General features: G+C 61.0%; 10 protein-coding genes. 8 read left to right on the forward strand and 2 right to left on the reverse strand.

The window, feature by feature from the left end:
* The first annotated feature begins 15 nt into the window (after positions 1-15).
* The 8 genes from BMX75_RS16260 (at position 16) to BMX75_RS16295 (ending at position 12,279) form a co-directional block, all read left to right on the forward strand.
* Positions 16-1,995 (forward strand): heme lyase CcmF/NrfE family subunit, encoded by a 1,980-nt coding sequence (locus BMX75_RS16260; RefSeq protein WP_092829699.1) that lies wholly within the window; start codon positions 16-18, stop codon positions 1,993-1,995.
* The gene (locus BMX75_RS16265) at positions 1,992-2,519 is read left to right on the forward strand and encodes a DsbE family thiol:disulfide interchange protein (protein WP_092829701.1); all 528 of its coding nucleotides are present in this window, start codon (positions 1,992-1,994) and stop codon (positions 2,517-2,519) included. The genes BMX75_RS16260 and BMX75_RS16265 overlap by 4 nt, the downstream gene beginning before the upstream one ends.
* Positions 2,510-2,980 carry a cytochrome c-type biogenesis protein gene (locus tag BMX75_RS16270; protein WP_092829703.1) on the forward strand — a complete coding sequence of 157 codons (471 nt, stop codon included), beginning with the start codon at positions 2,510-2,512 and terminating at the stop codon, positions 2,978-2,980. Before BMX75_RS16265 ends, BMX75_RS16270 begins: the two co-directional genes overlap by 10 nt.
* The gene (ccmI, locus tag BMX75_RS16275) at positions 2,977-4,218 is read left to right on the forward strand and encodes a c-type cytochrome biogenesis protein CcmI (RefSeq protein ID WP_092829705.1); all 1,242 of its coding nucleotides are present in this window, start codon (positions 2,977-2,979) and stop codon (positions 4,216-4,218) included. The genes BMX75_RS16270 and ccmI overlap by 4 nt, the downstream gene beginning before the upstream one ends.
* An 18-nt stretch (positions 4,219-4,236) precedes the next feature.
* A complete protein-coding gene (gene smc / locus BMX75_RS16280; RefSeq protein WP_092829707.1) occupies positions 4,237-7,728 on the forward strand; it encodes a chromosome segregation protein SMC in 3,492 nt (1,163 codons plus the stop codon).
* Positions 7,729-8,201: 473 nt separating this feature from the next.
* Positions 8,202-9,860: a cell division protein ZipA gene (gene zipA / locus BMX75_RS16285; protein WP_092829753.1), complete on the forward strand. Its 1,659-nt coding sequence runs from the start codon at positions 8,202-8,204 to the stop codon at positions 9,858-9,860.
* Positions 9,861-9,970: 110 nt separating this feature from the next.
* A complete protein-coding gene (gene ligA / locus BMX75_RS16290; protein WP_092829709.1) occupies positions 9,971-12,004 on the forward strand; it encodes an NAD-dependent DNA ligase LigA in 2,034 nt (677 codons plus the stop codon).
* Entirely contained in the window at positions 12,004-12,279 is a 276-nt protein-coding gene (locus BMX75_RS16295; protein ID WP_066321347.1) for a YheU family protein, read from the forward strand. Before ligA ends, BMX75_RS16295 begins: the two co-directional genes overlap by 1 nt.
* On the opposite strand, the gene mnmC is transcribed toward BMX75_RS16295, so the two are convergent.
* Positions 12,276-14,282 carry a bifunctional tRNA (5-methylaminomethyl-2-thiouridine)(34)-methyltransferase MnmC2/FAD-dependent 5-carboxymethylaminomethyl-2-thiouridine(34) oxidoreductase MnmC1 gene (gene mnmC / locus BMX75_RS16300; protein ID WP_092829711.1) on the reverse strand — a complete coding sequence of 669 codons (2,007 nt, stop codon included), beginning with the start codon at positions 14,280-14,282 and terminating at the stop codon, positions 12,276-12,278. The two genes, BMX75_RS16295 and mnmC, sit on opposite strands and share 4 nt — an antisense overlap.
* A 157-nt stretch (positions 14,283-14,439) precedes the next feature.
* A complete protein-coding gene (locus tag BMX75_RS16305) occupies positions 14,440-14,739 on the reverse strand; it encodes a YciI family protein (RefSeq protein WP_092829713.1) in 300 nt (99 codons plus the stop codon).
* Positions 14,740-14,794 lie beyond the last annotated feature (55 nt).

Here is a 14,794-nt window from a genome sequence, read left to right on the forward strand (position 1 = left end):
TCAGCCGGAGTCCCCATGCTGACGCGGATATTGCCCGAAATAGGTCATTTCGCCCTGATCATTGCGCTACTGATGGCGGTGGTACAATCAGTGCTGCCATTGGCCGGGGCCGCAACGCGACGCCCTCTGTGGATGGCCTACGGGCAACCCATGGCCACCGGCCAGTTTCTGTTTGTGCTGCTGGCCTACGCCTGCTTGACGGCCAGTTACGCCATGGACGACTTCAGCGTGGTGAATGTCGCCAACAACTCCAATTCGCTGTTGCCCTGGTATTACAAGCTCAGCGCCGTATGGGGCAACCATGAAGGCTCGGTGCTGCTGTGGAGCCTGATGCTGGCGGGCTGGGGATGCGTTGCCGGCTGGTGGTCGCGGCGTTTGCCCAGGGACATGCTCGCCCGTGTGCTCGGTATCCTGGGGCTGATCAGCGTCGGCTTTCTGTTGTTTATCCTATTGACCTCGAACCCCTTCGAGCGGCATCTGCCTGACATCCCCGCCGATGGCGCGGACCTTAACCCCCTGTTGCAGGATATCGGTCTGATCATTCATCCGCCCATGCTGTATATGGGCTATGTCGGGTTTTCGGTGGTGTTCGCCTTTGCCATCGCCGCCTTGCTGGGAGGGCGCCTGGATGCCGCCTGGACCCGCTGGGCAAGGCCCTGGACCAACGCCGCCTGGGCGTTTCTGACGGTCGGGATTGCGCTGGGCAGCTGGTGGGCCTACTACGAGCTGGGCTGGGGCGGCTGGTGGTTCTGGGACCCGGTGGAAAACGCCTCGCTGCTGCCATGGCTCACCGGTACGGCTCTGATCCACTCGCTGGCGGTCACCGAAAAACGCGGCTCCTTCAAGAGCTGGACGGTACTGCTGGCGATTGCCACCTTTTCGCTTTCGCTGATGGGCACCTTCCTGGTTCGTTCCGGTGTGCTGACCTCGGTGCACGCCTTTGCCAACGACCCCTCGCGGGGGCTTTTCATTCTGGTGCTGCTGGCTATTACCGTCACGCTTTCCCTGATCGTATTTGCCCTGCGCGCGCCACGTGTCAGCCATGCCGTGCGGTTTAACTGGCTGTCCCGGGATGCCCTGCTGCTGATCAATAATGGCCTGCTGGTGACCGCGACGATGACGGTGCTGCTGGGCACGCTGTATCCCTTGATCCTGGATTCCCTGGGGCTTGGCAAGATCAGCGTGGGGCCGCCTTATTTCAATGCGCTGTTTGTTCCGCTGACGGTGATTACCTGCCTGTTCATGGGCCTGGGGCCGATGGCACAGTGGAAGTCGACATCGCCTGGCAAGCTGGTGCGCAAGCTGTGGCTGGCCGGATTGGTGGCGCTGGGGCTCGGGGCACTGGTGCCGCTGGTGTATCGCGGCGAATGGAACCTCTGGGTGACCTTGGGGTTGTCGACGGCGCTGTGGATAGGGCTGTCATTGAGCCGTGACCTGTTCGATAAAGTGCGGCATCGGCACTCGATATGGAAAGGGCTGCGCCGCCTGTCGCTGGCCTACTGGGGCATGGTGCTGGGCCATCTGGGGGTGGCGGTGACGATTGTCGGCGCCACGGTGGTCAGCCAATATGCGGTGGAGCGCAACGTGCGCATGTCGCCGGATATCAGCGTCGAGGTGGCTGGCTATCACTTTACCATGACCGAGCTCTTTGACCGGCGCGGTGCCAACTTTCTGGCCGACACCGCTGTCATTGAGGTACAGCGCGGTGACAGTCACCGCCGTTTCGAGATGCAGCCAGAAAAGCGGCTGTATCTGGCGACGGGCATGCCCATGACCCAGGTGGCGCTTAGACCGGGCCTCTTTCGTGATCTTTACGTGGCCATGGGCGAAGAACTGGACGACGGCAGCTGGGCGATGCGTATCCAGTACAAGCCCTTCGTACGCTGGCTGTGGCTCGGCGGTCTGCTGATGGCGCTGGGCGGTGTACTGGCGGTGTTCGACAAGCGCTACCGTAAGACGCGCCCGGCACGATTGACCCAGGAGGGACAGGCATGAAGCGACGCTGGCTCTTGTTTCTGTTACCCGTTGCGTTTTTAGGGCTGGCGCTGTTTTTCTTTGAGCGCCTGTCCCAGGACCCCGCTGATCGTGACTCGGCGCTGATGGCCCGCGACTTTCCCGCCTTTGAGGCCACGACGCTTGCAGACGAAAATCAGCGGGTTGATCAATCGTTGCTCAAAGGCCAGCTGACACTGGTCAACGTGTGGGGCGAGTGGTGCGCCGCCTGTCGCCAGGAAATGCCCCAGCTCCTTGACCTGGCGGACCGTGGCATCCGTCTGGTGGGGGTCAACTACCGGGATACCCGTGAGAATGGCCTGGCGTTTCTGAATGAGTTCGGCGATCCCTTTGCGGCCAATATTTTTGACCCTGAAGGTGACCTGGGTTTTGAGCTTGGCGTCATTGGCGCGCCAGAGACCTTTGTGGTCGATGCGCAGGGTATCATTCGCTACCACCATAAAGGCTATGTATCCCCCGAGGATGTTCGCAACCGTCTGCTGCCGGAGGTGGAAAAATGGCGCTAATTCGCGGCTTTGGCCTGGTAGTGCTGATGCTATGCGCGCTATCGGCGTGGTCGGCCGGTATCGAGCTGCGCGACTTTGACGACCCGGTGAAGGAACAGCGCTATCGCGACCTGACCGCCTCCATGCGCTGCCCGCTGTGTGAAAACCAGGCGATCGATGATTCCGATGCGCCTATTTCGGCGGACATGCGGGAACGCGTGTATCAGTTGCTTGACGAGGGTAAGTCGGACACGGAAATCATCCATCACATGGTGCAGCGGTTTGGCGACTACATTCTCTACAACCCGCGCCTGGAACAGCGTACCTATCTACTCTGGGGCTTGCCGGTCGGGCTCTTGGTGCTGGTGGGTGTTGTCGTCGCCTTGATCGTCAGAGCCCGTCGCCATGCCTCGGCGAAGGCGCTGAGCCCTGACGAGCAGGCGCGACTGGATGCCCTCATCGCGCGTAAGGAGTCGTCGTGACCCTGCTTTGGATTGCCCTTGCCTGCGCATTGCTGCCTGCGCTCTGGCTGCTGGTGCTGCCGTTACGCACGGCGCGCCGCTGGCGCGATAAACAGCTGGCATTCGAGCAGCATGACGCCGCCGCCGAGCAGAATGTCGCCATCTTCCGGCGGCGTCTGGCGGCGCTTGAGAACGCCCATGCCGACGGCAAAGTGGACGTCGCGCAATTGGCTGAAGAGCGTCTTGAACTGGAGCGCAGCCTGCTGGACGATACCGCCACCCTGCAGCGTCGGCCGCTCAAGCCTTATGCATCGGGGCGCTGGGTCGTGCCGCTGGTGATGCTCGCGCTGGGGGCAGGCAGCCTGGCGTGGTACCAGCAGAAGGGCGCGGCGGACGATCTCGTGCTGTGGACCATTGGTCAGGAGGTTCGCGAACACCCGGAGGGCTCACGGGAGATGTATATCGAGCGGCTTGAAGCTCAGGCGTTACAGCAGCCGTCGAACCCCAACCTGTGGAGCACGCTGTTTCCGCTATACCGGCAAACCGGCCAAGCGGATGACGCCGTGGCGGCGCTTGAGCGTTTGATCGCTCTGGAAGGCCGTCAGCCATCGCTGTTAGCCCAGCTCGCGCAGCTGCGCTTTTTCATGGCCGGGCGTGAGCTCACCGACGAGGTAAAGGGGTTGGTGGACGACGTGCTGGCGGAAGATCCCCGTCAGCCCACTGCCTTGGGTATACTCGGCATCCACGCCTTCGACGCTGGCGACTACGCGCAGGCGATCGACCGCTGGCGGCGTGCCGTGGCCAATGTTGAGAACCCGGATATCGCCGCATCGCTGCGCGAGGGAATTCAGGTGGCGCAATCGCGCCTGGGGGAAGAAGGCCGTCAAGTCGCGCAGGCAGACGGCCCGGGGGTGCGGGTCAGGGTGTCGCTTGACCCCGTTCTGGCAAGTCAGGTTGACGGTGATGATAAAGTCTTTATCGTTGCCCGCGATGTGGATGGCGAACAGCCACCGCTGGCGGTGGCTCAAGGCCTGGTCTCAGAACTGCCAATGACCGTCGTGCTGGATGACCGTGCGGCCATGACGGCCGATGCGCAGATATCGCGAGCGCGCGAGGTACGCCTGATGGTACGTGTTTCACCAAGTGGCCAGGCCAGCCCTCAGGCGGGGGATCTATGGGGTTCTGTCGAGCGGGTCGACGTTGGCCCGATTAACGCACGAGAGGCTACCAGGGTAACTATTGATCGTGTCTTTGAATAATCTCAACGTGAAGTCTCCATGCGTTTAACGTCAATACGTCTCGTCGGTTTCAAATCCTTTGTCGACCCGGTCACGGTGCCTTTTGACGGTAATATGACGGCGGTCGTCGGGCCCAACGGTTGCGGTAAATCGAATATTATCGACGCCGTGCGCTGGGTGATGGGCGAGTCGTCCGCCAAGACGTTGCGCGGTGAGTCCATGTCTGACGTCATCTTCAACGGCTCGACGGGCCGCAAACCGGTGGGCCAGGCCTCCATCGAACTGAAGTTCGATAACCGGGATGGTGCCATGGGCGGGGTCTACGCCCAGTACGCCGAAATCGCCGTGAAGCGGCTGGTCACCCGCGACGGCCAGTCGAACTACTTTTTCAATGGTCAGAAATGCCGCCGCCGGGATATCGCCGACCTGTTCATGGGGACCGGGCTGGGCCCGCGTTCCTACGCCATTATTGGCCAGGGGATGATATCGCGGCTGATCGAAGCCCGCCCGGATGATCTGCGTGCCACGCTGGAAGAGGCGGCGGGGATCTCCAAATACAAAGAGCGCCGCCGGGAAACCGAAAACCGCATGCGGCGTACCCAGGAAAACCTGGAGCGCCTGGACGACATCCGCGAAGAGCTGGATAAGCAGCTTGAACGCCTCAAGCGTCAGGCCGAGGCCGCCAAGCGTTACCAGGCATTGAAGCAGCAGGAATTCCAGCTAAAAGGCGAACTTGCCGTCCTGCGCGGGCGTGCCCTCCGGGCGGAACAGGCCCAGCAGGAAAGCCGCGTGCGCGACTTGGAAATCGCCGTCGAGAAAGACGTATTTGGCGTTCGCCAGTGCGAAACCCGCCTGGAGCAGGCCCGCGAGCAACACGATGAACTGGCCGAAGTCCTCGAACGCCATCAGCAGCAATTCTTTGAGACCACCACCCGCATCGCCCGTCTGGAGCAGGACCAGGCCCACCGGCGCAGCCGGGAAGCGCAACTGGCAAGCGACATCGAGACGGCGCGGCGAGACCTCGACGAGCAGCGCCAGGTCAGCGAAGGCGACCAGGAACGTCTGGCCGCCATTGAAGCACGGTTGGACGAATTGCTGCCCGAGCACGAAGCGCTCGACGAACAGCTGGAAACGCTGGAACAGGCCCTGGCCGATGCCAGCCCCTCTCTGGAGGCCGCCGAACAGCAGTGGGCGGATGCCGAAAGCCACTGGCGGGATGCCAGCCGCGAGGCCGAGCGCCGCCAGGATCAGTTGCGTGACCTCGAACAGCGAATTGCCCGCCTGCAGGCCGAACGCCAGCGCCGCCGTCAGCAGCGGGGCGAGCTTGCCGATGTCACCGAATTGCGCAGCGAGCACGCTGAATGCCAGGCCCGCAAGGAAGAGGCCGAGCAGCGCGCAGAGGCCTTCCAGGCCGAGCGAGACCAATGGCAGCAGCGCTACAGCGAAGCCAAGGCGGCTTACCAGCAGGCGACCCAGACCCGCGACCAACAGCGCGCCGAGTTGAGCCAGCGGCAGGGCGAACTTGCCTCGTTGCAGGCGCTGATTGATGCGGCGCTTGCCGACCACGACCCGCACCTCACCGAGGCGTTAGCCGCCCACGGCCTTGCCGAGGCGCCGCGGCTGGGTGAGGCCATCAGCGTTGAACCCGGCTGGGAGCGGGTGATCTCCTGGCTGCTGGCACCCTGGCTCAATGCCCGCCTGGTTGCCGTTGATCAGTTGCAGGCCCTGCCCGACGCGCTGGCCACCGACTGGTGCTTGATTGACCGGGCGTCCCCTGCCTTGCACGGCGGACAACGCCTGGACGCCCTGGTGAGCGGGGCGGGCGCGCTGGGTGAATGGTTGGCAAGTATTCACTATGCCGAGAGCAGCGCCGAGGCAGACGCGCTACTGGCCACGCTTGCCCCGGGGGAAAGCGTGGTCACCCGCGAGGGTGTGTGGCGCGGGCGTGGCTGGCTTCACCAGCAGGCCAATGGTGACGGCGTGGACGCGCTATTGGTCACCCGCCGCCGCTATGATGAGCTGGCGGCCCGCCGGGAGCAGGACGAAGAGGCGCTGGCGCTTGCTGAAGCCCAGTGCGAGGCGGCCAGTGAAACCATCGAGACGCTGGAACACACCCGCGACCAACAGGCGGAGGAAGAGCGTGCCCACGCTGCCACGCTTCAGCAGTTGGCGGTCACCGAACAGCGTCTTTCTCAGCGTCTGGAGCACCTGGAAAGCCGCGCCACTGAACTTGACGAAGAACTGAGTCAACTGCAGGAAGATGAAGCCGAGTTAGCGCTTACTCTCGATGAGCAGCGTGCCCGCTGGCATGAGGCCATGGAACAACTGGAAATGGCGGCCCAGGCCCGCGACGAATGCGCCGAGCAGCGGGATCAACAGCGCGAACAACGCGAACGGTTGAATCAGCAACATGCACCGCTGAAAGCCCGCCAGCAGGCGCTGGCGCTTGAGCGGGAACGTCTCAACACCGAGCTTAATAGCCTGCGTTCCCAGCAGTCGCGTAGCCGGGAAAGCGAAGAGCGCCTGACGCTGCGTATTGAAGAGCTGGAAGCATCGCGGGAGACCCTGCTGGAGCCCGACGAACTTGCCGCCGAGGAACTTGAAGAGCTGCTTCACCAGCGCGAACAGCAGGAGCAGCGTTTAAACGACACCCGCCAGCAAACCCAGACGCTGGCGGAGCAGTTGCGTAACGACGAACTGACCCGTCAGCAGCATGAGCGTAACCTTGAGCAAAGCCGCGAGCAGCTGCAGCAGCGCCGAATGGACGTTCAGGCGCTGGCGCTGAAAGCCGCCACCCAGGATGAGCAGCTGACTGAGCTGGGACACGATGTTGATGCGTTGACCGAACAGCTTGCCGACGACGCCACTGAAACGGCCTGGCAGGAACGTCTGGAAAGCACCACCGACAAAATTCGTCGCCTGGGAGCCATCAACCTGGCGGCCATTGAAGAATACGATCAACAGGCCGAACGGCGTGACTACCTGGAAGCCCAGCATGCCGAGCTCAGCGAAGCGCTGGAAACCCTGGAGCGCGCCATTAAACGTATTGATCAAGAAACCCGGGTGCGTTTTAGAGATACCTTTGACCGGGTCAATACCGGATTGCAGACCTTGTTCCCGAGAGTATTTGGCGGCGGCACTGCCTGGCTAACGCTCACTGGTGACGACTTATTGGAAACCGGTGTGGCGATCATGGCGCGTCCACCGGGTAAAAAGAACAGCACGATTCATCTTTTATCCGGTGGTGAAAAAGCACTGACGGCACTCTCGCTGGTATTCGCTATATTCCAGTTAAACCCGGCGCCTTTTTGTATGCTGGATGAAGTCGATGCTCCCTTGGATGATGCTAACGTTGGTCGCTATGCCAAGTTGGTAAAAGAGATGTCGGAAAACGTTCAGTTCATCTACATCACCCATAACAAAATTGCCATGGAGGCCGCTGAGCGATTAATGGGGGTCACCATGCAGGAGCCGGGGGTCTCGCGGATGGTCTCGGTAGGTATTGAAGAAGCGACAGCGATGGTGGATTAATGCTCGCAAGTGTTAACGTTATTAACTACCCTAACGGTTAATGATCCACATCCAAGCGTTAAAAAAGGTGACTCAAGGCGCTAAACTTATCTATATTATCCGGCGATGAGTGTTTTTGGCTTTCAGTAGTGTTAGACAATGCGGTAAAAACATCCGGTTTCCGGTGCTGGGCAGGGTGATGTTTAAAGGGCCGAGCTTGCATTGCTAACACGGGTTTCAATCGCAAAGGATGTTGCTATCGCGTAAGGTAGTTAATTAATGGACAGGCATTGGGGCACTTATCGCCGACGGTATAGTCGAATTTTTGCCTTAGATAACGTTAAAAACTGTGCGGTAACGTGAAAATTAGCAAAAAGTGGCCCTTTTCGTAGTAATCGCGCTATGCTTAGGGTAAGTATAGGTTTAACAGTAGTGATCTAATTTTCAGGCATCGCGCCTTAGCAACCGTCAAAATGACCCATGGAATGTTCAACATGGAATTAAGAGAGTGGCTAATCATTTTAGGGCTGGCGCTGGTTTCCCTCATCGTCATCGATGGGGTGAGGCGACTCCAGCGCCAGCGCCGTGTTCCTCGCCTTGACCAGTCTGTCGGCGAAACACCGTCAAGTCGTTCCAACGAGTTTGACGATGAGGCTAAAGAAGCCGAAGTCAACTGGGAGCTCCCCAACGGGGGAGCGCGTGTCGTGAAGCCCGCTGATTACAGCGGCCTCAATCAAAGGCCGAACCTGGAACGCCAAGAACACCCGGGTCCTTCAAAAATACTTTCACAGTTTAAACGCAGTACCTCCAAGGTAGGTTCTCCCGCCTCTTCAAGGGCTGAAGAGAGCCCAAGAGCTGAAGAGAGCCGGGATGAGCAGCCCGTCACCACGCGCACGGCCGAGTCACCAACGATGCGTGCCCAGCGCCCCGAGGTGGAAATGCCTGAGTCAACGGCAGAACCAGAAAGAAGCCATCGCGAACCTACGCTTTCCTCCCCAGACGACACCAGCCCAGTATCTAACGACACCGTTACCGATGGCAGCAGCGAACCTCGCCCCAGTCGTGAGCCTCATTTCAGCGCCACGGAGGAAAACGCGGCTGAACGTACGGCGTCCGCGCAACAAGATGCCCATGACGACAGGCCGGTATTGAGGGCCGAGCCGGAAGATGCAGCGTTCGCCAAACATGCCACCTCCGATGGCGCGCCGAAACGTCGCCACCTGCGCAACGATATTGCCGGTGAGTACCCCGATGAAGACGAAGAAGACACCTATCGTCTGGTCGACTTCGAGGAAATCGGTCGTTCACTGAGACAGAAAATGAACGACCACCGTAAAGCGCGGGCAAAGAAAAAAGCCGAGAAGGCACGTCGCGCTGAAGCATTGGCCAAACAGAAAGCAGAACGCAAGGCGCTTGAGGCCGAGCAGCGCCGGGCAGCCGAGGAGGCCGCCGAGGCGGAGAAAGCCCGCCTTGCTCAGGAGCAGGCGAAAGAACGCGAACTGGCCGCCCAGGCTGCCGAGGAAGAGCGTCTCGCCCAGGCGTCTGACACGGCCCGGTATGCCGCCGAGGAAGAAACTTATGACTCGGTAGAGCCACAAGCGACTCGGCACGAGCCTGAGGAAGGGGTCGTACGTACTCACCCTGCACTGGAAAAAGCATTGCGTCACGATGTCTGCGGTGAACACGCCAAGGAAACGTTGACCAATGCAGAAGAAATGATCGTCATCAGCGTGCTGTCACGCGATCCGGAAGGCTTTGACGGTGGCAAGCTACTGGAACTGATGATGGCCTGCGGCCTGCGTTATAGCAGTGCCATGGGGGTTTTCCACCGTTTCGAGACCGAAAGTGTCGACAGCGAGCTGCAATTTTCCATGGTCAATGTCGTCAAGCCCGGCACCTTCCCCATTGAAGAGATGGACGAGTTCGTGACGCCCGGCATTACCCTGCTCATGCCGTTACCCGGTGCTCAAGACAGCTCGTCAGCGTTCGAGGCCATGGTCGAAACCGCCATGGTGGTTGTGCGGCATATGGGTGGCGAACTGAAAGACGAGAACCATAGCGTGATGACGGCCCAAACCATCGAGTTTGCGCGCCAACGCGTACACGAGTTTGAACGCCGCCATCGCCTGCACCGCCATATGCAGGCCCACTGACAAGGCGCTTGTCACCCAGCACCCGTCCTCCTGCAGAGGGCGGGTGTTTTTATTTATAATACCGTTAACTTGTACTTTCGTTATTAGCCTGTCGATGAGAACCCGCTTCAATGAGTCAGCCTGCCCCCGATGTGCGGCAAGAAGTCAGCCAGCTTCGCGCCGAGCTGGACGATGCCAACTACCGCTACTATGTGCTGGATGAGCCCACGCTATCCGACGCGGACTACGACCGTAAATTTCAGCGTTTAAAAACCCTCGAGGACGAAAACCCAGCGCTCGTCACGCCGGACTCCCCGACCCAGCGGGTGGGAGCAGCGCCTGCCGATGGTTTCCCCGAAGTGGCCCACGCCATCCCCATGCTGTCCTTGGATAACGCCTTTAGCCGTGAGGATATCCATGCGTTTGCCGAGCGCGTTGCCGAACGCCTGGAGAAAGAGGCAGATGACATCGAGTTTAGCTGCGAGCCCAAGCTTGACGGCGCCGCGGTGTCGTTGGTTTACGAGCAGGGTGTGCTGGTAAGTGGGGCGACGCGTGGCGATGGCCGTACCGGCGAAGGTATTACCTCCAACCTGCGCACGCTGGGTTCGGTGCCCTTGAAGCTGATGGGGGAAAACGTCCCCGAGCTGCTGGAAGTGCGCGGTGAGGTGATCATGCGCCATGCGGGCTTTGAAGCGCTCAACGAACGTGCCCGGGAAGAAGGCAGCAAGGTATTTGCCAACCCGCGTAACGCAGCGGCGGGCAGCCTGCGTCAACTGGACCCGCGCATTACCGCTAAACGGCCTCTGGAGTTTCACGCCTACCAGGCGGCTCGTCTTGAGCCCGACCTGGGCGATACGACCCACAGCGCCTTGATGGCACGGTTAACAACACTCGGCTTTCGTACCAGCGCCGAGCTAACCACCATGAAGGGCCCCAAAGCCGTTGCCGATTACTGTGAACAGCTCGGTGAGAAGCGCGACCAGTTGGGCTACGATATCGATGGCGTGGTCATCAAGGTGAACGATCTGCGTCATCAGCGGGAGCTGGGCTTTGTCGCCCGGGCGCCGCGCTGGGCCGTGGCCTTCAAGTTCCCCGCCCAGGAAGAAGTCACCACGCTCAATGAGGTGGAGTTTCAGGTGGGGCGTACCGGCGCCATTACCCCGGTGGCAAGGCTGGAACCGGTAACGGTAGCAGGCGTGACGGTAGCGAACGCCACACTGCACAATGCCGATGAAATTACCCGTTTGGGCGTCATGATTGGCGATACCGTCGCCATTCGTCGCGCCGGTGATGTGATTCCCCAGGTGGTCCGGGTGGATACCGACAAACGTCCCGTGGATGCCCGGCCCATTACGTTTCCCGATCATTGCCCAGTGTGTGGCTCGCAGATCGAACGCCTGGACGACGAAGCGGTGGCCCGCTGCTCCGGGGGGCTATACTGCGCCGCCCAGCGCAAAGAAGCGCTGAAGCATTTCGCCAGCCGCAAGGCACTGGATATCGACGGTCTGGGCGAAAAGCTGATCGAGCAGCTCGTTGACCTGGACTGGGTGAAAACCCCGGCAGACTTGTTTCATCTGACCGTTGAGCAACTGCAAAGCCTGCCGCGCATGGGGGAAAAGTCATCCCGCAATTTGGTCAACGCCCTGGATAACGCCAAGTCGACAACGCTGGCGCGGTTCATCTACGCATTGGGGATACGCGAAGTGGGCGAAGCCACGGCGTCCAACCTGGCGAATCACTTCGGGACCCTCCAGGCATTGCAGGACGCCGACCAGGCAGGGTTGGAAGCGGTGAACGATGTGGGGCCGGTGGTCGCGGCTCACCTGTACACCTTCTTCCGCCAGCCGCATAACCTGGAAACACTGCAGGCGCTGATAGATGCCGGGATAACCTGGCAAGAGGCAGAGGTTACCCAAGGCCCCACGCCCCTTGATGGCCAGACCTGGGTGCTGACGGGTACCCTTGAGTCGATGACCCGGGATGAAGGCAAGGCGCGCCTCCAGGCGCTGGGCGCCAAGGTGTCAGGCAGCGTCTCCAAGAAAACCGCCTGCCTGGTGGCGGGTGAAGCTGCGGGCAGCAAGCTCACCAAGGCCGAGCAGATGGGTGTCGACGTCATCGATGAAGCGACCTTTATAGACCGTTTGGCAGAGTGGGAGCAGCGCTAATGAGCCGATTTATTGAAGTACCCGCCAGAATGCTGCCGCAGGAGACCCTGGATGCCCTGCTTGAGGCGTTTGTGACCCGGCAGGGCTACGACACGACCGATACCACCGGCGAGGGCATGCATGGCTGGGTCGCGCAGCTTAAAAAGCAGCTTGAGCGCAATGAGCTGATCATTGCCCACGACCTCGAGCTTGAGATGACCGAGGTGATGACCCTGGCCCAGTGGCGTTCCTTTGGCCGCGATATAGCCGACGACGAGGAGGAAGGCGACATCTAGGTCGTCGTTCCCCGAATAATCGCGCTGATAAGCCGCCGCCCCGGGTGCAGGTGATCCACCAGCGGCAACTCCAACGGCTGCGGGTCGTCGCTGATACGTGAGGCAATCACCTCGGCGCACAGCGGCGCGCTGGCAAGCCCGCGGGAACCGTGGGCGGTGGATATCCACAGCCCCGGATAATGCTCCCCCTGTGTATCAGGCACTTTCGAGGCGTCCTTGCCTAATGCTTGATACGCCGCCTGCCAGGCTTCAGCCACCGGCACCGGCCCTGCGTAGGGGCTTTTGTCCGGGCTTGCCGCGCGTACGGCGGCCCGGCCCTCGAGTGATTCAGGGCTGAGCTCAACCCCTGCGTCTTCAAGGGCCGCCACCCAGTCGGGCAATGCCTCGCGCAGTTCGTCAATATTGCGCTGGTGGTCGTCATGGGTGACGTGGCGGGTGGCGTTATTGGGCACAAAGCTGGCGCCAAAGGTCAGCACGCCATCCACAGGGGGCGACACATAGCCGCCAGCGCAAACCACGCGCTGAGGCGCTGGCACGTTTTCAGGCAGCGTCACTTCGCTGACCTGGCCGCGCACCTGCTGGAGCGGCAGTTGTGCGGTTTGCGCAAAGTGGTTGGCCAGTTGGGCGTTGGCGATCACGACCTGGTCGGCGCTCACGGTATCGCCGTTGGCCAGGTCGAGCTGCCAATGCTGCCCGTCCCGCTGCAGCTGCGTCACCTCCCCCTGAATAACACGGATAAGCGGATGAGCGAGCAGTTGCTCACACAGCGCCTTGGGGTGTACCCAGCCTGCCTGGGGATAAAACAGCGCCTGCCGGGCACTGATCGGTACCCCGGAAAGCTCGCTTAACCCTTCCGTATGAGCCGACACCACCGCTTCAGGCAGCGCATGGTACGCCATGAAGCGCTGCTGGCGGCGGGCTTCCTTATCGCTTAACGCCAGCTGTACCACGCCGCTTGGCTGCCAGACCGGCGTGTCCGTGGCTAACTGCCCAAGCCAACGCTGGGAATACATCAACCCGGCCAAATAGAACCGGCTTTGATGGTTTGTCTCGGCGGCCAGTTTGACGTATAGCGCCCCCTGGCGATTGCCCGAGCCGCCCGCGCCGGGTGCCTCACGCTCTACCACGCTGACCTTGATCCCGCGCCTGGCGAGGGCGGCGGCGACGCTGGCCCCGGCGATGCCCGCGCCAATCACCGCCACATGTCGGTTATCAAGGCCTGCAGGCGGCGTAAACCATGGCGTGGCGCCGCGACGCGTGTCGCTTGGGGGCACGTCAATCATGCCCGCCAGCATTTCCCGCTTGCGTCCAAAGCCCGGCACTTTTTGCCACCCAAACCCGGCGGCTTTCAGCCCGCGCTTGACGATACCGGCGCAGGTGAAGGTGGCGAATGTCGCGCCGGGACGCGAGCGCGCCGCCATGGCCTCAAACAGCTCAGGTTGCCACATCTCAGGGTTCTTGGAGGGCGCAAAGCCATCCAGAAACCAGGCGTCGACCTGGCCATCCAACTGCGACAGGCGCTCGGTGGTGTCGCCAAAATGCAGATCCAGCGTCACGCGTTCGCTCAGGTGCAAACGGTGGATGCCGCTGACCGCCTCGGGCCACTGGTCGCAAAGCACCTGTGCATAAGTGGCAAGCGACGGCCAGGCACTCAACGCGCGGATAAGCGAGGCGCGATCCAGAGGAAACTTCTCTGTGGATAACAGATGGAGTCGAGCATGGGCCGGTGCGTGCGTGTCAAAGCAGGCCCAGGCACACAGCATATTCAGCCCGGTGCCGAAGCCTGTCTCGCCGATCACGAAGGCACGCCTTTGCCGCCATTCGGCAAAACGGGTGGGCAGGCGATTGGCGTTGATAAACACGTGCTCGGTCTCGGCGCGGCCGTTCTCGCGGGAAAAATAAACGTCGTCGAAGGCGTCCGAGTGGGGCGCCGCGTCGTCCCAGGTGAGCGACGGCGACGTCAGCGCCGCCAGAGGCGGCAAAGGGTAAGGGCGTTGGGTCACGCAGTCATCCGTGTTGCAGAAAGATGGTTAAAAAATGACCAATTTGTGAATAGGGGCGTTATTCCTGGCTTAGGGAAATGCGTCCGCCGTGTTTTCACAGAGTTTTCCACAGCCTCTGTGAAAAAGCCGACGGACCCTCCATATTCACTCGCCAGGGTCAAGGCAAAACTTTCTTGAACGGTTTGACGGTCACCTGGGAATAAACACCGGCAATGACGTAGGGGTCGGCATCGGCCCAGCTTTTGGCGTCTTCCAGGCTGTCGAATTCGGCAATGACCAGGCTGCCGCTGAAGCCCGCTTCGCCAGGGTCGTTGGCATCAATGGCCGGGTGGGGGCCAGCAAGTACCAGGCGCCCTTCGTCGCGCAGGGCTTCCAGGCGTGCGAGGTGGTCGGGCCGGGCGGCCAGGCGACGTTCCAGACTGTTAGCCGTATCTTCACTGATGATGGCATATAGCATATGCATAACTCCTTGAATGAAAAAGGAACAAAAAGGCGGCCAAGGACGCCTTCAA

The organism is Vreelandella subterranea (assembly GCF_900111305.1).
In the GTDB taxonomy this organism is placed as follows: domain Bacteria; phylum Pseudomonadota; class Gammaproteobacteria; order Pseudomonadales; family Halomonadaceae; genus Vreelandella; species Vreelandella subterranea.